Raw genomic sequence first — 18,777 nt, forward strand, 5'->3', positions numbered from 1 at the left:
ACCTCGCCGCTCAGCGGATCGGAAGTGTAACAATTGGCGAGCCCTGGGCCGTGTATGCTGCCGCGCTATTCGTCCTGTTGGGACGCTTCATGCGCGGTTTCCGCCGCGCAGCCTCGGAGCAAGAAGGGTGCGTTCCAATCCATTTACCCGAAAGAAGGTGTTGTCGGCTGGAGCCGCCTTGCTCGACGAGCGAGTGACGCAATCGGTCGCTGTGCGGTACGCGCTTGCGCCCGCCTGCATCGTGATTGCGGTGCTGGTGCACCTCTCACCCGCCGGCCCGACTCTCAGCCTCGCGGGCCTGTTCGTGTTTGCCGTGCTGGCCGCGGCGTGGTTCGGCGGCGCGGGACCCGGACTCGTGGCTGCACTGGCGGCCACACTCACGCTGCCCCAGCTGATCGAGGTGCCTTATCCGCTGATTGGCGGCTTTCTCGATCTGCCCCGCTTCGTCACGTTCTCAGTCGCGGGACTTGTCATAGGCTGGATGAGCGCTCGGCGTGCCAGAGCGCTGCGCGATCAGCAGCGCTACGTGCGCGCCATGGACGCCAGCGACGATGGCTTCTGGGACTGGATCGTCGCCAAGGACGCCATCTATGCCTCGCCACGATTGCTGGAGATCTACGGCCTCGCGCCGGGCGCATGTTTCACCGGCCGCGATGAGTTCATCGCACAAATTCCGTTCCATCCCGAGGATCGTGCGCCATTGCTGCGTGCGTTTGCCGAGCACTTTGCCGGCAAGGAGGCGCGCTTTGGAGTCGAGACCCGCTTCATCCGGGACGGAACGACGCGCTGGGTGCAACTGGCCGGCATGGCAGCGCGCAGTCGTTCCGGCGCGGTCGTTCGCTGGACCGGCACGGTGCGAGACATCACCGAGCGCAAGCGCGCCGAAGAGGCGTTGCGGGAGTCCGAGCAGCGCTACGAACTCGCCATGGCCGCGAGCGAATCGGGGTACTGGGATTGGCACATTCCTACCGACACGTACTTTGCATCGCCGAGAGCGTTTGAACTGGCCGGGTTTCCGCCAGGCACGACCTGGGCCGACAGGGATGACTACAGAGCGCGAATCAACATGCACCCGGAGGATTTCGTGAGATGGGAGACCGCGCGGCAGGCATTGTTTGCCGGAACGGGCGAGCGAATTGCCATGGAAGTGCGCTACCTCGTCAATGGGGAGCCTCGCTGGCACAACCTTCAGGCCATCTGCAAGCGCGACGACGCGGGCAAGGTCGCACGGTGGACTGGATCGGCTACCGACATCACGGCGCGCAAGCTCGCGGAGGAAGGGTTGAGGACCATGGAGCGCAAGCTGCGCCGGGCGCAACGCCTCGAGTCGATAGGAACACTTGCGGGCGGAATCGCGCACGACTTCAACAACATCCTCGGCGCGATTCTCGGCTATGGCGAGATGGCATTGCGTGATGCGGCCAAGGGGAGTCGCCTCGCGCGCGACCTCGACAGCATCATGGTCGCCGGCGAGCGCGGACGCGCACTCGTCGAGCGCTTGCTGGCTTTCAGTCGCAGCGCGGTCGGCGAACGTGTGCCGGTCCACGTCGAGGGGGTGGTACGCGAGGTGCTTGACCTGGTCTCGGCGAAGTTGCCTGCGACCGTGACGGTGCACGCCACGCTGCACGCGGGGGCCGCCGCGGTACTCGGCGACGCGACTCAGGTACATCAGGTCGTGGCCAATCTTGCGACCAATTCCATCCAGGCAATGCCGGGCGGCGGAAGGTTGCGCGTCGAGCTCGCCATCGAGCGCGTCGAGGCTCGACGCGCCGGGACGATCGGCGCACGTCGGCCCGGCGAATATGTCGTACTCACGGTCGCAGATACCGGCGCCGGCATCGCGCCGGAGATCATCGATCGCATTTTCGATCCCTTCTTCACCACCAAGGAGGTCGGCACCGGTACCGGTCTGGGCCTTTCCCTCGTGCATGGCATCGTCACCGAGCTCGGCGGTGCCATCGACGTGGCGAGTTCCCTCGGCGCCGGCAGCACCTTCGTTGTCTACCTGCCGCGCTCCGGTGACGCGGCAGAGCCGAACGATCAACAGGAGTCGGCCCCGCCGCGCGGCGATGGTCAGCGTGTGCTGATCGTCGACGACGAGGAGCCGTTGGTGGATCTTGCGACCCGTACTCTTGCGGATCTGGGCTATGTGCCCATCGGCTTTACTTCGAGTGCGGCTGCGCTCGCGGCATTCCGGGAAGACCCCGAGCGCTTCGATGCCCTGATGACGGATGAGCGCATGCCGGAAATGTCGGGATCGGCGCTGATTCGCGAAGTGCGAGGGATACGCGAGTCCATCCCCATCGTGCTGATGAGCGGGTATCTGGGAGCGAGGGCAGGAAAGGCGCGCGAAAGCGGTGCTGCCGACTCGCTGGGTGCAGCGATCGGCGCCGACGAAGTCCTGCAGAAGCCGCTTTCGGCGCGCGACCTCGGCGCGAGCCTGGCCCGGGTGTTGCGAGTCACGGGTTAGTGCGCTGAAGTCAACACACACTGAGCCTGGCCAGTATGGTCACGACGTCTGAACCTATGTGATGGCAATGCCGCCATCGACGCGCAAGTCAATGCCCGTCACAAAGCTGCTCTCGTCGGATGCCAGGAACAGCGCGGCGCGCGCAAGCTCATTGGGCCGGCCGAGACGGCCGAGCGGGATCGCCGATGCCACGCCTTTCTCGAACGCAGGTCGGTCTTCTGGCGAGATGCCGAGCTTTTCCAGGATGGGCGTGTCGACCGGCCCGGGGCTGAGGACGTTGACGCGGATGCCGCGACCCTTCAGTTCCAGCGCCCAGCTTCGAGCAAATGCGCCGATGGCCGCCTTGGTCCCTGCGTAGACCGCATGGTCGTCGAGCACCTTCGCGCTCGCGATCGAGCCCGTGAGGATGATGGACCCCCCCTCGCGCATCAAGGGCAGCATCTTGGTGACGCCAAAGAAGACGCCTCGCGTGTTGGTCGCGAATTGGGCGTCGTAGCTCTCCACGCTCACCGCCAATGAAGGCTCGATGCGATTGATGCCGGCGTTGGCCATGTAGATGTCGATCGCGCCGAATCGGGCCGAGACCTCCGCGACCAGCCGGTCATGTGTCGACAAATCGCCGACGTCCCCGATGATTCCTGTGGCTTCGGGGCCGAGTTCGGCCAGGGCGATGTCCACGGCATCCCGCCGCCGACCCACGATGACGACCTTGGCGCCTTGGGCCGCGAAGGCCTTCGCCGCGGCGAGACCGATGCCGCTGCTCCCGCCCGTGATGACTGCAATTTTTCCGGATAGCTTGCTCATGAGTTGTTCCTTGGTTGATGCAACGAATTTAGGTATTCCTGAATGGATTGAGTAGTCCATAATTTGACAAACATTTGTTCCAAAAGAAGTTGAATCGATGCTGGATCGAACCCAGGGTCTGATCGCATTTGTGCGCACGGTGGAGGCCGGCTCGTTCAGCGGTGCGGCGCGGGCGTTGGGCACTTCGCCATCGGCAATCTCCAAGAGCGTGGCGCGGCTCGAGGCGCGGTTCGGCGTGCGTCTGTTCCAGCGGTCCACCCGCACCTTGACGCTGACCCAGGAGGGTGCGGCGTACTTCGAACGCGTCGCACCGCTGCTTCGCGCGCTCGACGAGGCGGGCGATGTGATGCACGCGACGGCGACGGCCCAAGGCCTCTTGCGCGTGACGGCACCCGGAGATCTGGGCCGGGTGCTGATGGAGCCGCTGACCCGGGAGTTCCTGCCCCGACATCGAGGGCTCAAGCTTGAGATCAGCCTGACGGACAGGCACGTTGACCTGATCCGCGAAGGTTTCGACATCGCGGTGCGGGCAGGCGATGTCGCGGACTCCGACCTGACCTCGCGCTTGCTTGCCAGGCTGCCCATGGTGCTGGCGGCGTCGCCGGCATACCTGACCGCCCACGGCGCTCCAAAGAGCAAGGAAGCGCTTCGGGATCACGATCACGTCCGCTACGTGCTCGCCGGCAGGCCTTTTCCGTTGAAGTTCGCCGACGGCAGCGTCTTCACGCCGGAAGGTGTCCTCGATGCGGACAGTGGCGTTGCGACGCGCATTGCGGCGTTGAACGGGATGGGCATCGTGCAGATGCTGCGCTTTGCCATCCAGGACGACATCGACGCCGGCAGGTTGAAGCCGGTGCTGCCGAAGGTTCCACTTCCGTTGGTGTCGGTGTATGCATTGCACGCCTTCGGACGCCACGCTCCCGCAAGGGCGCGCCTCTTCATTGATTTCCTTGCTGCCAAATTGGTGTCCTTCTCTTGACGCAGGCATGCCATCGGCGCTGCGGCATTCAGAAGTGCTCACCCACCAATTCCTCGCTCTTGCTCCACAGCCGTCTTGCGGTTTCCGGGTCGAGCGCGTACGAGCAAACGCCTTCGGCAACGGGACTGACAGCCCGGTCGACCACCTCGGACACGTGGCAGTTTTCGCAGTACCGGCCACCGACCTCGGTGGATGTCGCGACGACGCCGGCCCACACCGTAGTCGCTGCACCCTGAGGCACGCTCTTCCATTGGAACGGTGGCTGGCCTTGTGCCACCAGGTCGACGCTGATTCGCTGCAGGATCTGATCCATCGCTTCGAGGCCGATATGCCGTCCGAGCTCCGTGCGGACGGTTCCGGGATGCACGGCGGTCGCGCGCACGCCGCGCGACTTGTGGCGTCGATCGAACTCGACAGCGAACAGGATATTGGCGGTCTTGGAACGCGCATACGCGATTCCGGGCTCATACGCGGTGCGTTCGAAGTTCAGATCATCGAGCGTGAAGTTCGCCGAGCGATGGGAGGCGGAGGCTACGACCACGACCCGGCCACCGTCGGCGATCAAGGGGGCGAGGCGATTGACGAACACGAAGTGGCCGAGATGGTTGGTACCCAGCTGTGTTTCGAAGCCGTCACGCGTGCGGCCCAACGGTGTCGCCATGACCCCCGCGTTGGCGATCACGACATCGAACGGGCGCCCGTCGCGAACAAGAGCATCGGCGCAGCTGCGCGCGCTCGCGAGCGAGGCCAGGTCGAGTGCGACCAGTTCGAGGCCGCCGCCGGCCACAGCGGCACGGACCGGCGCGGTGGCGTCTGCGGCTTTGCCAAGGTCCCGGGCGGTGCCGATGACCTGCGCGCCGCGCGCGGCCAAGGACCGCGCGGTTTCCACGCCGATCCCGGACGACACACCGGTCACGAGGATGCGCTTCCCGCGCAGGTCGATGCCTGACAGAACTTCATCAGCGGTGGACGTCATACCCAGTCGGGAATCGCCAGCCTCTTCAGGCGAGGTTGCTTGCTTTTCATGCATGGCGGCATCGTAGGGGCCGCCCCTTGGACGCGGTAGCAGCCAAACAGGCCACACGGCGTTGCCGGGCAGGCAGCAATGCCCTGGGGCCGGGATGCGCATGACATGGCGTGGCGCGCTTGACGCCGCGCTCGGAGAGGCTGCCGCTTCGGTGCACTGGACCCCACGGCGTGACGCTCAGGCACCACGGCGCGATCGACGCTCGGAGAAATAGCGTGCAGGGGGCGTCCCCATGGACTTCTTGAACATGACGATGAAGGCGGTCACGGTCTCGTAGCCCAGGCGATCGGCGGCTTGCTGCACCGACGCACCGGATGCCATCCACTGCAGGGCCAATACCAGGTGCAGCCGCTGCCGCCAACGTCCGAACGTCAGGCCGGTCTCCGATTGAAGGAACCGGTTGAATGTGCGCTCGCTCATTGCAAGGCGCGACGCCCATTGGGACGCGGTGGTGCGATCGGACGGATCCCGCATCAGGGCGTCGATGAGCCGTCGCAGGCGCGGCTCGTCGGAGACGGGCAGGTGCATCGTCTCGGTCGGCATGCGCACGAGCTGATCCAGCAGCACGGCGTGCAACCGCACGGTTTCCGGATTTCGCTGCGTCCTTGTCGGCAAGGTAGCCAGATGGATGACCAGTTCGCGCAGCAAGGGGCTGATGGCCAGTGCGCAGCAGGTCGTCGGCATCTGCACGGCGCCATCCTCGACGAAGAGAAAGCAGGCATTGCCGTTGGCGGTCATCTGATTGCTGTGCGGAACGCCCCCGGGTATCCACAGCCCGCCGTGCGTGGGCGCCATCCACAGCGCACCCTGTACCTCGCAGGTCACGGCGCCGTGCAACACCATCACCAGCTGGCCCTGCCGGTGCCTATGCGTGGCCAACTCCTCGACGACATGTTGCGTTCGAATCTGAACTGCAGCGATGGTCGCGTCCATCGCATCGAACTCGAAAGTCCATGGGCTCCGACCTGACGACGACATCACTCAATTTGACCGGATTTGAAGACTTTGCGTCGATGCATGCAGATTCAGACTCGTGGGCAATCACTAGAGTGAGGTTTCGTTCCGAACAGCTTCAACGCATGCCTCACTCGACTTCCCCGCTGCGCGTCCAACTTCGTCCTACGTTTCTCATCACCGGCATCCTGCTCGTTGCCGCGAGCCTGCGTGCACCGATCACCGTGCTCGGGCCGCTGCTTGATCCTGTTCGTGACAGCTTCATGCTCAACGCCTCGCAGGCCGGACTGCTAACGACCCTGCCGCTGCTTGCATTCGCCGTGGTCTCGCCGATGGCGGCTCCGATCGCGCGTCGGCATGGCTTGGAAAGAGCGATTTTTGGCGCATTGGCGCTGCTGATCTGCGGCATCGTGCTGCGGTCGGCCGGGACCGTCTCGGCGCTGTTTGTCGGAACAGGCTTGATCGGTGGCGCGATTGCGATCGCCAACGTTTTGCTGCCCAGTCTCCTGAAGCGAGACTTTCCGCGGCAGGTGGCCGCGCTGACAGCTTGCTATGCGCTGGCGATGATCGCCGCCGCGGGCGCAATGTCCGCGCTTGCCGTGCCGCTTGAACACGTACTGCGCGCCGGCTGGCAAAGCGCGCTGGCGACGGTAGCAGGGCTGCCGCTGATCGCGGCCCTTGTTTGGCTTCCCCAGTTGCGCAGCCAGACGCGCTCGAGTCCCATTCTTTCGGCACCAACGCCGCGTGAATCGGTATGGCGTTCGAGCCTGGCCTGGCAGGTGGCTGGCTATCTGGGTTTGACCTGCTTCATTCACTTCGCTGCCATCGCGTGGCTGGCCTCGCTGCTGCACGACGCAGGCTATTCGAGCGCACGCGCCGGAACGCTCCATGGATGGATGCAACTGGCGGGCGCCGTGCCCGCACTGCTGTTGGTGCCGCTGCTTCAGCGATTGCCTGACCAGCGCTGGCTTGCCGTTGCTTCGCCGGCATTGAGCGGCTGCGCACTGGTGGGCCTGCTGGCGCTGCCCGCGTGGGCCGGGTTCTGGGTCTTCGCTTTCGGAATGGGGATGGGGGCCGCCCTGATCCTGAGTCTCGCCTTCGTCGGGCTGCGCGCAGGCACTCAGCAGGTCGCTGCATCGCTCTCCGGCATGTCGCAGTGCATCGGCTATCTGATGGCGGCTGTGGGACCGATCTTCGTCGGCGTTCTGCACGAATTCGCGGGAAACTGGACCGCACCGCTCGTGGCCTGCGTGGTGCTCTGCATCGTGATGTGCGCACTGGGGGCGTCCGTGGGGCGAGCCGTTCGCGTCGACGGATAAAGGGGCGCGCGCGCGTCAGGCCGCGAGGGGGTGTGCCTCGGGAGCGCTTCCTATGAAGCCGCGCGCCAGCCAGAGGTCCGGAAACGGAAGCTCATCGAAAGTAGGCGCCGAGGTCTCGCCACCTTTGGCCACTGGCGAACGACCGGTGAACGCTCGGCGCGTTGTCTTTCGGAGCCGGCCGGTCCAGTCCGTGAATGCGTTGGCGATCTCCGCGAGCGTGTCGCCGAGTTGCTGCAGCGGAACGTCCGGATAGGGATCCTCGTAGATCTCGCGCCAGATTTGCTCGATCGTCTCGTTGGGCACATAGGGTGACCCCGCTGTTCGTTCGAGCAGATGCGCCGGCACGGTCAACCCGATGCGGCTCAGGTAGGCGAGCACATCGTCGTAAAGGCTGGGCTCGGCGGCGAGCGCTGGGCTCGGTCGCTCGCGACGTCGGGACCGAGAAGGTGCCGGCTGCAGCTGGTCTACCTGCTGGAGGCCCAGCAGATCGATCAGTTGACGATGGATCGGGCCTTGAAAGGCCGTGTCCTGTCCAAGCTGGACTGAAACCCGGGACAGCAAGACGAACAAGCGGTTCGGCGTCATCCAGGCGATCGAGCGCAAGGTGGCGTTCAGAGGCTCGAAATGGGTGACCGCGCGTCGGAGCGATCGGGAGGCTTCGGTCAGGTTGTCGGCGCGAAGCTGCTCCTGGGCGGTTCGAAGCTCCCTGACGATCAGCGCCCACCAGAGCTCGGACACTTGCGCGGCGACAATCAACCCGAATTCTCCCGGGTCACCCTGCGATTGGGGACTGCCGAGATTCACCACAGACTCTCGAGCAGCGCGTCGAGCTTGGCCGAGGCGCCGGCGCCAAGGTCGGCAACCTCGTTGGGATAGTTCTTCTTCAGGAGCGTGGCGACTTCCGGAAGCCGGGCCTTGTCGAGGTCGAACGCACTGACACGATCGGGCAGCCCCAGCGTCTTCACCACGCCCGAGATCTTCTCTGCCAACTGCGTCGCGACATCATCCTCTCCGACCGATGCAGCGAAGACTTCCAGCTTCTCACCATAGAAGTCCGCGCAGGCCCGGATCACCGGCGCGAGGGTGATGCAGGATGTCGCGCTGTGCGGCAGGCCGTAGGTTCCGCCGAGGATGTGACCGATCCGGTGGCTCAGTCCATAGATGACCGAGGCGGGGGAGAAGTAGCACTGCCAGGCGGCCAATTGCAGTTGCAGTAGGTCATCGGTGGTCACCAGGCCTTTCTCGATGGCCTCTCGGGTCTGCGTGGCCTTCGGCCATTTCTCGAGCACTCTGAGGAATCGTGCCACGCCGCTGGCGGCCATGATCGCGTGCGGATGCTCCTTGGTGACCTTGCGCATGCCTTCGACCGCATGATCCATCCCCTTGACGGCCGAGGACAGAAGCAGCGCACGGGGCGTATCGAGCACGAGTACGGGGTCGATCACGACGACCTTCGGCGTGGTCTCGCGCACAGCGTAGCTGCGCTTGAATTTTTGCGCGCCGTCCGTTTCGGTGATGCCGAAGTAGTGCGAGAACTCGGAGCCGGACAGCGTCGTGGGCAATGCTGCGATCGGAAGGAACCGCCCGGTCCTTTCATGGTGGAGATGGGACACGGCCTTGGCAGCGTCGAGGACGGATCCGCCGCCGAGGGCAATGATCGACTCGGCCCCGGCCCGCTCGCAGGCATCGAGCCCTTGCTGGATGGCGCTGTCGGGAGCGTGCGCAGGCAGATCCGTGAAGGTGCCGACGCCTTGCTTCAGATTAGGCTGCACGTGGGTCTGGTTCAGCTTCGCCAACGGCTCGACAGTGAACGTGATCGCGTGGCCGATCCCATAGTCCGCGAGCCGCGCCACCGTGCTTTGCAGAATGTGTTCGCCCCAGAAGACACCGTCCTGCGGCAAGCAGTTGTACTGATTCATTTCGATCGACCTTTTCGATAACAGGATCGAAAAGATAGAGCCTCGAGTACCCGCTCACAAGCCGTCGAAACTCAGACGTAGCGTCCATGCCGGTGGACGATGGAAGTCCGGCGTGTTCAGGGCGGATCGAATGCCGTGATGACAGGAATCTCGACCGCGAGGAAATCCACCAGCGAACGCACAGCCGGAAGCAATCCTGTCCGGAAGGGTATCAGTGCGGACATGCGAGCGTCTGCAGCCACCCAGTCGGGCAAAAGATGCCGCAAGGTACCGCCCTGCAGTTCCGATCGACAGATGTAGCCGGGCAGTGCGGCGATGCCGAGGTTGGCGCATGCCGCTTCCTTGAGCGCGACCATGTTGTTGCTCTGGAACCTGGGGTCGATGGGCATGTCGATCTCCGCGCCATCGGGTCCCCGCAAGCGCCACTGCAGCGGTCCGTTGCGCACCATGGAAATGGTGGCATGTTGCGCCAGGTCCTCCGGACGTTCGGGCACGCCCATCTGCTCCAGGTACTTGGGCCCGGCGAAGAGATACCACGGAACGTGGGCGATCGCCCGCTGCACCAGCGTAGAGTCCTGCAGCGGTGTCGTATGACCGCGAATCGCGAGATCGAAGCCTTCGCCTACGATGTCCACATAGCGATCGGTCGCGATCTCGGTGATACGGACCTTCGGGTGCCGATTGAGAAAAATGGGAAGAAGATCCCGAAGAGCGAACTGGGCGATCTCGACAGCCGTGGTCAGTCGAATCACGCCGCTCGGCTCCGTCAGTCTCTGCCGGACCGCCTCTTCAGCGGCCTCCGCGCTCTGCAGCGTCGCGATGGCGTACTGATAGAACTCCTTGCCGATGTCGGTCATTCCGAACTGGCGGGAGGTCCTGTTGAGAAGGCGAACACCCAGGGACGCTTCGAGCTCTTGAACACGGTGACTCAATGTCGACTTGGGCAGGCGAAGGCTGACGCCGGCGGCGGTGAAGCCTCCGCGGTCCACGACCTGCACGAAATAGTAGACATCCTTCAGATCCAGCATGTGAAGCCTGATGAAAGGTGGCGCATGGCCGCAGCATGACGCCGGATGGGCGCGGCGGTCAATGGACCGTCCCGTTCTGCGTCAAGACCTGCAAGGCCGCGTCCGGCAGCGGGCCCGGCCTGTCTGTCCTACTCTCGATCAGGCGACGGTCTCCAGAGTGCGTGCGCTCGCGCGGACCAGCGCCTGGGCGACCGATGCGACGCGCCTTCCCTGGAAGCTGGCCACGGCGAGATGGTCAGCGTCGGGCATGACGGAATCTCTCTGGGAGACATGTGTCGCTCCGTAGGGAGTGCCCGCCTTGAACATCGCGGGATCGGCATATCCGAGCGGCACGATGATCAAGCCGAGGTGTGCCATCGGCGCGTAGATCGACAGGAGCGTCGACTCGTTGCCGCCGTGCTTAGAGGAGGTCGAGCCGAAGACCGAGCCGACCTTGCCATTGAGTTTGCCCTGGAACCAGAGGCCACCGAGGGTGTCGATGTAGGCCTTGAGCTCTGCACAGATCGATCCGAATCGCGTCGGTGTTCCGAAGACGATGGCATCCGCCCATTCGGCATCTGCTTCCGTCGGAGCCTCGTACTTCGTGTTCATCTCGGTGGCGCGCTCCGACCAGCCGGGAGATTGCCGCATGACGTCATGGCTGACGAACTCGCGGGCTCGGCGAAGCCGGACCTCGGCGCCCTCAGCGATGGCACCTTCGGCGACCGCCTTGGCCAGAAGCTCGGTCGAACTGTTGCGCGAATAGAAAGCGATGAGAACCTTGGGTTTGGACATGGGAAGGACCTGCATTTGATGATGGGTGGAATCGCGGCGACGAATTCAGACCGCGATGGGTTCCAGGCGTCCGAGAAGTTCCTGCTTGCGGTCGCGCAGCCACGGCGGGAGCTGGAACTCCGCGCCGAAGTGACCAGGCTCCTCGTCGATGGCGAATCCGATGTCGGTCGTGGCCGCCTCGAACATGACCCCGCCGGGCATCTTGAAATACATCGAACGGAAGTAGTTGCGATTGACGGATTCGGACGTGTCGATGTGGCCCATCGACATCAGCTTCTCCTTGATGATCATTTGCTGTTCGACGTTATCCACCGCGAAGGCCACGTGATGGATCGTGCCTTCGCCGTAGATGGACGATCCTTGCAAGCGATCCGGCTCGTGAAGGAACTCGACGACGGTGCCAGGGGTGCCGTCGGCGGTTTCAAAACGGTGATAAGCGCCGGACTCGCCGGCGTAGCGGAACTCCAGCGCGTCCTGCATGAAGATGATGGATTCGGCCACCTCGCGAAGCGACAACGTGATGCTGTGAACGCCGCGGATCGCGACCTCGTGCGGAATGTCGCTGGCCGAGCAGGGAGGGCGGGTGTCCCGGTCCGATGCGACGAGATCGAACTCGATGCCGCAGGGATGCTGGAAACGCTGTCGCCGTTCGTCGAAGCGCTCGACGACGTCCTTGTCGAAGGCGATCCCCTTGGCGCTGAAGCGTTCGCGCCAGAAGTCGAGGGAGTCCTTGGGCACAGAATAATTGATCACCTTGATCTGGCCCGAGCCGCGCCGTCCCTTCACGCCCTTCTGCTTGAAGGGGAAGGACGTCACCAGGGTGCCGGCATCGCCCTGGGGGTTGCCGTAGTAGAGGTGGTAGACAGGCTCTTCGCCGTCGAGCAGAACGGTCTTCTTGACGAGACTTTGTCCCAGCAGCTTGACGTAGAAATCAACGTCCTCCTGTGCGCCGCTGACGCAGGCGGTCAGGTGGTGGAAGCCTTTGATGAGTGACATGGGAGTTTCCTTTGGATGAAGCGGGTTGTTCGATGGAGCGTCTCTTCGGATGCTCGCGCCTATGCATCGATGAACGAGGTGAACTCGTCCATCTGCACCTTGTGCAAGGACATCCGGTTCTCGGGCATGCTGTTGTCTGCCCATCCGAGCGACATGCCGGCGATCACCATCTGGTCTTCGGGAATTCCGAGCTCGGTGCGCAGCACGGGATACTGCAGCGACCAGATCTGTTGAGGGCAGGTGTCGAGGCCTCTGCCCCTGGCGGCCAGCATGATGTTCTGCAAGAAGCAGCCATAGCAGATGAAGCTCGCCCATTCGAGGCGCCGATCCATCGTGAAGATGATGCCGACAGGCGCGTCGAAAAAGAGGAATTGACGCTCGACATCACGCATGCGTCCAGCCTTGTCGCTGCGGTGGACGCCTTGCGCATCGCCAAGCTGGCCGCGAAAGGTGTTGAAGCGGGTCGAGTACGGATCGTGAAGCGGCTGTGGAAAGAAGGGGTACTCGGGCTCCAGTTTCTCCGGGCCGGCGCGAAACGCCTCCACCGCTGCCGCGGTGAGGCGCTTGCGTGCGTTTCCCGTCACGACGTAGCAGCGCCAGGGTTGCGTGTTGCTGGAGCTGGGCGCGTACTTCGCAATCGAAAGAATGTCCCGGACCACGTCGAGCGAGACGGGTCGATCGAGGAAGCCGCGCTTGGTGCGCCGCTCGCGGATCAGGTCATCAATGAACGGGCTTGCATTCAGTTCGAAATTTTCCATCCGTAGGTTCGCTGACATGGTGGGTTCCTCGTGGTGTGTGACGCTTTGATGAAGGCGAGGAAATCGTAGGGACGCGGTGCCCGCCTGAGAAGGCGGCAATGCTTGTACGCAGGGTCCGGGAATGGCGAACGATCCATGCCGCTTCGGGCTCTGCAGTGCTGATGGCGGCACTAGCTCCAAAGAGAGAGGGGCACGTGGCGCGAAACGGCGTGTCTACCTTGTCGCACGCCCGACATCATTCAGGCGAGCTCGCGAAGTGAGCTTCGTGCACCCCATCTTCAGCAAAGGAAAAAGTGATGTCCCCATCTCACAACCCAGAGATCGTTGCGTTCATCGATGTGCTCGCCGAAACCGGAAGCCACTATCGGATGGATGAAATGGAGAAGCTCTACACCGAGGATCTCGGCTTTCTGGTGCTCACTCCGCAGGGCGAAGTCGCCCGCTTCTCGAAGCCGCAAATGATGGACGAGTTCAGAAGCCGCCGCGATGCAGGCGAGAAGCCGCTGTCCACCGAGAAGCGAATCCTGCACATCGAGGAGCAAGGCGACGAGGCAACCGCCATCCTCTTTCGACGCATGAGCGACGACGCGGACCCGGCGCTCTATGAACTCAGGCTTCGGCGGACCAATGGCAAGTGGCGGGTGTCCGGGGAAACGGTGCTGCCCTGGCCGGACTTGGCCCACGCGAAGGGGTTTCTTCCCCCGCGCACGGAGTCGAAGACTCGATGAGCAGGGCCTTGACGTGCGAAGAGGGTGGCGACATCTCGCATTGTCAGCTTCTTCGACCGGCCATGTGCGGGCACACGGGCGGCGGATCTCCGATGAAGGTGCGCGCCGACCAGAGTTCCGGGAACGGAATCTCGTCCATCGTGGGCACCAGCCACGCGACGCCCTCGGTGCCGAAGTAGGCCGGCCGCGCGCCGAAGGTCCGACGCGTCGCCATCAGGTGGCGATGCTTCCACTGGCTGAAGCCCTCGGCGATGTCCGCCAGCGTCTCTCCAAGTTGCTGAAGCTCGACGTTCCCGTCCGGATCGGCGTAGATGTCACGCCAAAGCTCCTCGACTTCCTTGCTGGGCGTGTAGGGCGCACTCAGGTCGCGTTCGAGCAATGCCTTCGGCACGTTCATGCCGATGCGGCTGAAACAAGCGAGAACATCGTCGTAGAGGCTTGGCTCGGATAGCGCCTGGTTGAGCTGGGCCCAGCGCTGGGGTTGCGGCTTGAAGTGCTCAAGGTGCTGGGGCTGCTTGATCCCCAGCAGGTAGACCATCTGCCGGTACGTCCATCCCTGCAGAGCGGTGTCCTTGCCATAGGTGGCCACCGCGCGCGAGAGGATGGCCAACAGGTCGGTTGGTGTCATCCAGTCGATCGATCGCCAGATGGCCTGGAGCGGCTCCTGATGGGCGACCACGCGCAGCAAGGTCCGGTGAGCCTGGCGCAGGTTGTCGGCGCGCAGGAACCCTTGCGCCGTCTGGATCTCCTTGATGATGAGCATCCAGTAGAGCTCGGACACCTGCACATGCGTGATCCACGCGTGCTCGCCGGGGTGATCGCTCACGGTGCGTTGCAGCGAATGGAGTGCGTCGGTCTGCATCCATGCGCTGTAGGGCGTCTGCCCGGTGAACGAACCGGTGGACGCGCGGTTCTCGACGACATTGGTGGGGGTATCGCTCATCGTGGCTCTCCTGTGGATTGCTTGGGGTGTCAGTTCATTCGAGGTGCGGCGCGAAGGATCAACTCCATCTGCTGCGCGATCTGCAACAGGGCCCCGTCCTGGCCCGGCCTGGCGACGATTTGCAGCGCCGCGGGGAGGGCGGTGCCCGACCAGGCCAAGGGAATCGAGATCGCCGGAAATCCGGCGACGTTGAATGGCGCCGTGTAGGTCATCAAGGCTTCTCGGACGCTGCCGGACCACCCGCCGATCGTTGTAGCGTGCGCGCCAATCAGCGGCGCCGTGCAAGGGCAGGTCGGCAGGACGAGGTAGTCGATCGTCGACATGAGCTCGTGCAGGTTCGCCGCAAAGCGACGCCGGGCCTGCTGGGCCCACGCGTAGTCGCGAAGGTTCACGGTCTTCGCGCGTTCCAGCCTCTCGACGGTCTCCGAACCGTAGTGGCTGACGATGCGATCCCAGTCGTTCCGCCTGAAGTGTTCGATCGTTCCCTCGGTCAGGACGATGCTGGCAAACGCGCCATAGACGTCATCGAAGAGACCCGGTGGGCTGACCTTCAGGCACGCAAACACCTCAGCGAGGCAGTCCATCGCATCGTCGAAAGTGGATGCGATGTCGGGGCTCAAGGGAATGGGCGGGATTTCGCGCAGGACTCCCAACCGCGCGGAGATCCATGCATCGTCGTCGGGAACTTCGATTTGAAACGCTTGCGCGAGGATCACGACATCGTCGACGCTCATCCCGAGGACGCCGGGATGGTCCAGGGTCGGGGCCAACGGGAACACGCCGCGCGTGGAGAGTGTGTCGAACGTCGGCTTGAACCCGACGACCCCGCACAGCGCAGCGGGAATCCGGACGGACCCGCCCGTATCCGTGCCCAGACCGGCCGCGACAGAACCGTAGGCGATGGCAGCTGCCGCTCCGCCGCTCGATCCACCGGGCGAACGCGCACGGTCGAGCGGATTGAGCGTGTCTCCATAGACAGTACTGGCCGTGGTGACACCCCACGCAAACTCATGCGTCGTGGTCTTGCCAATGGGAATGGCGCCTTGCGCGAGAAGCTGCCTTACGACTTCCGCATCGGCGCCAGGGACGTGACCCAGATAGGCCGCCGAACCGTAGCGGGTCTCGACATCCTTCGTGTCGATCAGATCCTTGATGCCGATGGGCAGCCCTTCGAGCGCGCGTGGCCTGCCTTCCGCATAGCGAAGATCGCTGTCTGCCGCCGCCTTCAGGGCGCGATCCCAGTCGATGACCGAGAAGGCGTTGACGCTTCGCTTGCACGCTTCGGCCGATTCGAGCGCCTGAGCGATCAACCCGACGGTCGTTGTGCGTCGGGTCGCGAGCGCGCCGAGCGCCTCGCGAAGGCCGGGGGCGCGCAGGGCTGCGACGGGGGACGGACGGGTGTGGCTCATGGGTTGTGGATTCGAGGCAGATCTGAAGCGAAAAGATAGGCCATCGCGCAAAGGCTGTGTGCAGGTCTTTGCGGAACACAGCGTTCAGGAACGTGGACGATGAAGTCGAGTGAGACCGTTCGCCGTCCTCGGAACCTGCGTCTAAGGATTGCCGGCTTCTCAAGGGAAGTGGGCGAACCTAGAGTGCCGCTCATCGAACCTGATGGAGTACCTGCCATGCAAGCGATCAAGAGTGATGTCATGACGATCGATCGGCCGTTGATGAAAATGACTGCTGCGGCTCGCGCCGCGATGGTTGATCCCGCTCGCGCCACCATCGTGGGCGATGAAGCAGATCCGCGATTCGAGTTGTTCCATGCCGCGAGCTCGCTGTGCTCGCAGAAGGTGCGGACGGTGCTCCACGAGAAGCGTCTGTCCTATCGATCGAACGAGATGATCATCCTGGGCTCAATGGGATCGGAGGGCCTCATCCCTGCCGAGCACTACGCCCCTGCCTATGTGCGCCTTCGGTTGATCGCTGGCCGGGAACTGGATCGGCCGTTCGTCGCGGGCTACAGCGGGCGTACCTCGGTTGAGACCGAAGGCTTTGATCCGTGCGTCGTGCCACTGCTTGTCGATCACCAGGGCGGACGCGTGATCGCGGATTCGTTGAGGATCTGCTGCTATCTCGATGCTCTGTCGCGGGAGACGATCCAGCTTGTTCCGCAGGATCCGAATGCGATGGCCGAGGTGATGCGCCAGGTCGGCATCGTCGACCGGATCCCGAACACCGCGCTGCTCTACGGCTTCCATCCGGATGACGACGGGCGACCGGATGCACTCAGGACGACGATGGCAACGGTGTACGAACACAAGCTCATGGCATTGGAGGCCATGATTTCTGCCAATGCGCATGAGCCTGAACTGATCGCCGCCTATCGAGCCAAGATCGCGAAGGAAGCCGGTGGCCAGAGGGTGCGCCATGACGCGGCATTCCAGCGAGCCGCTCGCAACCAGGTGGGCGAATTGCTGAAAGACCTGGACGGTGCGCTGAACGGACGATCCATGTACCTGGACGGTGACTCATTCTCCCTTGCGGATGCCGTCTGGGGGGTCAACCTGGTGCGCCTGGCATATCTCGGCCTGGCGCCGATGTGGGACGAGTTCCCCAACGTCGCTCGTTACTTCGAGACACTTGCCGAGCGGCCCTCCCTACGCAAGGAAGCGATCCGGGCCTCGATCGACAGCTTGCCGCACTCCGAGGCCTTGGCCGCGTTGTGAGACGTCGGGAGAACTGACAGGAGCGGGCCATAACACACCTTGACCGGCATTAACTGGTCATTGCAGGAGCCGGCGAGCAAAGTAGCCGCACTGGCTTTCGCGAGATCGAACCCTTGGTCTCCTTCTGCCCACGGAGCCGCTCACATGACATCCTCTGCCGTCCTCTCTCCCGAAACGACCCCGCTTGCGTCGCGCGCGGATCCCCTGGCCTCGAGTTTTGCCACGACCTACGCGGGGGTGGTCGCCTTCATTGCCGTGGTCACCGAAGGCAGCTTCGCCCGGGCTGCCGACCGCCTGGGTATCGGCCGCTCTGCGGTGAGCCGCAGCGTCCAGAAGCTCGAAGACCAACTGAACGTACGACTCTTCCTGCGGACGACGCGAAGCACCACCCTGACCCGCGAAGGCGATCTCTTCTACGCCAATTGTCATACCGGGGTCGACCGGATCGTGCAGGCGGTCGAGGAGATGCGCGACCTTCGCGAAGGCCCCCCGCGCGGCCATCTGCGGATCAGTTCGCCGGTTGGGTTTGGCCGGCGAGTGGTGGCGCCCTTGCTCGGCGCGTTTCGAGCGGCCTATCCCGACGTGTCGATCGACCTGGTCCTCGACGATAAGCCGACCGACTTCATCTCGGACCGTGTGGACATCGCGTTTCGCAATGGACGGCTGGAGGATGCCCAGATCATCGCCAAGCAGATCATCCCGATGCAGATGCTGGTCTGCGCCTCGCCCGAGTACCGGGACGCCCACGGATTGCCAGACAGCGTGGATGACTTGGCCCATCATCAATGCGTCAATTTTCGCTATGGGTCGGGCCGGCTCTACGAGTGGGAGTTCAAGGTGGATGGTCAGGTGCGCAAGTTCCAGCCGCCGGCCAAGGTCACCTACAACGACCCCAGCCTGGTGCTGCAGGCCGTGCTCGACGGGCATGGCATCGCACAGATGGCCGGCTACCTGGTCTGCGATGCACTGCGCTCCGGCGCTCTCGTTCCGTGCCTGGTGCGGTATGCACCGGACGACCGTGGCCACTACATCTGCTACCTGAGTCGCCAGCACCTGCCTTCGCGCATGCGGGTCTTCATCGACTTCATGACGACTCAGATCCGTGCGTCCGACCTTCAGTGCCTGACAGACCTCGGCATAGGGACTGGCATGCCGGCGGCCGTGGCCTGACGGCCACCATTGGTGCGCACTCAACAACAGTCTGGGTCCTCTCGCGGATCTACCGGCGTCGAGAGGCCGAACCTACGATTTGTTCCATGGCGCAACGTGACGGACCTCCGAAACGCGTGCGCTCAACCTCTCCCTCGTCAACCAGGAATCCCATGAAATCCCTGCAAAACCCCTTGCGTCGAAACCTCATTGCAACCGGTGCAGCCGTGGCCACCAGCACGCTTGCGTTCGGCATGCAC

17 protein-coding genes are annotated in these 18,777 nt (G+C 63.8%); 6 read left to right on the plus strand and 11 right to left on the minus strand.

Translation table 11 applies throughout. The features are described 5' to 3' along the window. Positions 1-127: 127 nt before the first annotated feature. Complete coding sequence (locus QTI24_RS20625) at positions 128-2,470, plus strand: ATP-binding protein (protein ID WP_286603013.1); 2,343 nt, start codon at positions 128-130, stop codon at positions 2,468-2,470. 54 nt (positions 2,471-2,524) lie between these two features. Here QTI24_RS20625 and QTI24_RS20630 read toward each other — a convergent pair whose 3' ends face one another. Beyond that, a complete protein-coding gene (locus tag QTI24_RS20630) occupies positions 2,525-3,274 on the minus strand; it encodes an SDR family NAD(P)-dependent oxidoreductase (RefSeq protein ID WP_286603014.1) in 750 nt (249 codons plus the stop codon). Positions 3,275-3,371: 97 nt separating this feature from the next. Here QTI24_RS20630 and QTI24_RS20635 point away from each other — a divergent pair, with 97 nt between their 5' ends. Then, positions 3,372-4,253, plus strand: coding sequence for a LysR family transcriptional regulator (locus tag QTI24_RS20635; protein WP_286603015.1), 882 nt, complete (start codon positions 3,372-3,374; stop codon positions 4,251-4,253). A 28-nt stretch (positions 4,254-4,281) separates the two neighbouring features. Here QTI24_RS20635 and QTI24_RS20640 read toward each other — a convergent pair whose 3' ends face one another. Then, complete coding sequence (locus tag QTI24_RS20640) at positions 4,282-5,283, minus strand: SDR family NAD(P)-dependent oxidoreductase (protein WP_286603240.1); 1,002 nt, start codon at positions 5,281-5,283, stop codon at positions 4,282-4,284. Between the two features lie 174 nt (positions 5,284-5,457). Further along, a complete protein-coding gene (locus QTI24_RS20645; RefSeq protein WP_286603016.1) occupies positions 5,458-6,213 on the minus strand; it encodes an AraC family transcriptional regulator in 756 nt (251 codons plus the stop codon). A gap of 146 nt (positions 6,214-6,359) precedes the next feature. On the opposite strand from QTI24_RS20645, the gene QTI24_RS20650 reads away from it, so the two are divergent. After that, the gene (locus QTI24_RS20650) at positions 6,360-7,553 is read left to right on the plus strand and encodes an MFS transporter (protein WP_286603017.1); all 1,194 of its coding nucleotides are present in this window, start codon (positions 6,360-6,362) and stop codon (positions 7,551-7,553) included. Positions 7,554-7,568: 15 nt separating this feature from the next. Here the strand turns inward: QTI24_RS20650 and QTI24_RS20655 are convergent, their stop codons facing one another. The 6 genes from QTI24_RS20655 to QTI24_RS20680 all read right to left on the minus strand — a co-directional run bounded on the left by QTI24_RS20655 (position 7,569) and on the right by QTI24_RS20680 (position 13,046). After that, positions 7,569-8,357 (minus strand): tryptophan 2,3-dioxygenase family protein, encoded by a 789-nt coding sequence (locus QTI24_RS20655; protein WP_286603018.1) that lies wholly within the window; start codon positions 8,355-8,357, stop codon positions 7,569-7,571. Next, on the minus strand, positions 8,354-9,472 hold the full coding sequence (locus QTI24_RS20660; RefSeq protein WP_286603019.1) for an iron-containing alcohol dehydrogenase: 1,119 nt from the start codon (positions 9,470-9,472) through the stop codon (positions 8,354-8,356). Before QTI24_RS20660 ends, QTI24_RS20655 begins: the two co-directional genes overlap by 4 nt. Before the next feature lie 116 nt (positions 9,473-9,588). Next, positions 9,589-10,500: a LysR substrate-binding domain-containing protein gene (locus QTI24_RS20665; protein WP_286603020.1), complete on the minus strand. Its 912-nt coding sequence runs from the start codon at positions 10,498-10,500 to the stop codon at positions 9,589-9,591. A 138-nt stretch (positions 10,501-10,638) separates the two neighbouring features. Further along, a complete protein-coding gene (gene wrbA / locus QTI24_RS20670) occupies positions 10,639-11,274 on the minus strand; it encodes an NAD(P)H:quinone oxidoreductase (protein ID WP_286603021.1) in 636 nt (211 codons plus the stop codon). A gap of 45 nt (positions 11,275-11,319) precedes the next feature. Then, complete coding sequence (locus QTI24_RS20675) at positions 11,320-12,270, minus strand: ring-cleaving dioxygenase (RefSeq protein ID WP_286603022.1); 951 nt, start codon at positions 12,268-12,270, stop codon at positions 11,320-11,322. 59 nt (positions 12,271-12,329) lie between these two features. Beyond that, complete coding sequence (locus QTI24_RS20680; protein WP_286603023.1) at positions 12,330-13,046, minus strand: nitroreductase; 717 nt, start codon at positions 13,044-13,046, stop codon at positions 12,330-12,332. 278 nt (positions 13,047-13,324) lie between these two features. Here QTI24_RS20680 and QTI24_RS20685 point away from each other — a divergent pair, with 278 nt between their 5' ends. Further along, positions 13,325-13,756, plus strand: a complete 432-nt coding sequence (locus QTI24_RS20685; protein ID WP_286603024.1) for a nuclear transport factor 2 family protein — start codon at positions 13,325-13,327, stop codon at positions 13,754-13,756. Positions 13,757-13,799: 43 nt separating this feature from the next. Here the strand turns inward: QTI24_RS20685 and QTI24_RS20690 are convergent, their stop codons facing one another. Continuing rightward, positions 13,800-14,699 carry a tryptophan 2,3-dioxygenase gene (locus tag QTI24_RS20690; protein ID WP_286603025.1) on the minus strand — a complete coding sequence of 300 codons (900 nt, stop codon included), beginning with the start codon at positions 14,697-14,699 and terminating at the stop codon, positions 13,800-13,802. Between the two features lie 29 nt (positions 14,700-14,728). Continuing rightward, positions 14,729-16,108, minus strand: a complete 1,380-nt coding sequence (locus tag QTI24_RS20695) for an amidase (protein ID WP_286603026.1) — start codon at positions 16,106-16,108, stop codon at positions 14,729-14,731. Between the two features lie 183 nt (positions 16,109-16,291). Between QTI24_RS20695 and QTI24_RS20700 the strand changes: the two genes are divergently transcribed. Together QTI24_RS20700 and QTI24_RS20705 are read left to right on the plus strand one after the other, a co-directional pair. Then, complete coding sequence (locus QTI24_RS20700) at positions 16,292-17,368, plus strand: glutathione S-transferase family protein (protein WP_353506102.1); 1,077 nt, start codon at positions 16,292-16,294, stop codon at positions 17,366-17,368. Positions 17,369-17,512: 144 nt separating this feature from the next. Then, a complete protein-coding gene (locus QTI24_RS20705) occupies positions 17,513-18,538 on the plus strand; it encodes a LysR family transcriptional regulator (RefSeq protein ID WP_286603028.1) in 1,026 nt (341 codons plus the stop codon). Positions 18,539-18,777 lie beyond the last annotated feature (239 nt).

The sequence above is a fragment of the Variovorax sp. J22P240 genome (assembly GCF_030316855.1).
Lineage (GTDB): Bacteria > Pseudomonadota > Gammaproteobacteria > Burkholderiales > Burkholderiaceae_C > Variovorax.

What these genes read in the sequence shown, in the direction of transcription:
- QTI24_RS20630 (WP_286603014.1), bottom strand. Translation starts at nt 3,274, where the DNA reads ATGAGCAAGCTATCCGGAAAAATTGCAGTCATCACGGGCGGGAGCAGC.
- QTI24_RS20635 (WP_286603015.1), top strand. Translation starts at nt 3,372, where the DNA reads ATGCTGGATCGAACCCAGGGTCTGATCGCATTTGTGCGCACGGTGGAG.
- QTI24_RS20640 (WP_286603240.1), bottom strand. Translation starts at nt 5,283, where the DNA reads ATGCATGAAAAGCAAGCAACCTCGCCTGAAGAGGCTGGCGATTCCCGA.
- QTI24_RS20645 (WP_286603016.1), bottom strand. Translation starts at nt 6,213, where the DNA reads ATGGACGCGACCATCGCTGCAGTTCAGATTCGAACGCAACATGTCGTC.
- QTI24_RS20650 (WP_286603017.1), top strand. Translation starts at nt 6,360, where the DNA reads ATGCCTCACTCGACTTCCCCGCTGCGCGTCCAACTTCGTCCTACGTTT.
- QTI24_RS20660 (WP_286603019.1), bottom strand. Translation starts at nt 9,472, where the DNA reads ATGAATCAGTACAACTGCTTGCCGCAGGACGGTGTCTTCTGGGGCGAA.
- QTI24_RS20665 (WP_286603020.1), bottom strand. Translation starts at nt 10,500, where the DNA reads ATGCTGGATCTGAAGGATGTCTACTATTTCGTGCAGGTCGTGGACCGC.
- wrbA (WP_286603021.1), bottom strand. Translation starts at nt 11,274, where the DNA reads ATGTCCAAACCCAAGGTTCTCATCGCTTTCTATTCGCGCAACAGTTCG.
- QTI24_RS20675 (WP_286603022.1), bottom strand. Translation starts at nt 12,270, where the DNA reads ATGTCACTCATCAAAGGCTTCCACCACCTGACCGCCTGCGTCAGCGGC.
- QTI24_RS20680 (WP_286603023.1), bottom strand. Translation starts at nt 13,046, where the DNA reads ATGTCAGCGAACCTACGGATGGAAAATTTCGAACTGAATGCAAGCCCG.
- QTI24_RS20685 (WP_286603024.1), top strand. Translation starts at nt 13,325, where the DNA reads ATGTCCCCATCTCACAACCCAGAGATCGTTGCGTTCATCGATGTGCTC.
- QTI24_RS20690 (WP_286603025.1), bottom strand. Translation starts at nt 14,699, where the DNA reads ATGAGCGATACCCCCACCAATGTCGTCGAGAACCGCGCGTCCACCGGT.
- QTI24_RS20695 (WP_286603026.1), bottom strand. Translation starts at nt 16,108, where the DNA reads ATGAGCCACACCCGTCCGTCCCCCGTCGCAGCCCTGCGCGCCCCCGGC.
- QTI24_RS20705 (WP_286603028.1), top strand. Translation starts at nt 17,513, where the DNA reads ATGACATCCTCTGCCGTCCTCTCTCCCGAAACGACCCCGCTTGCGTCG.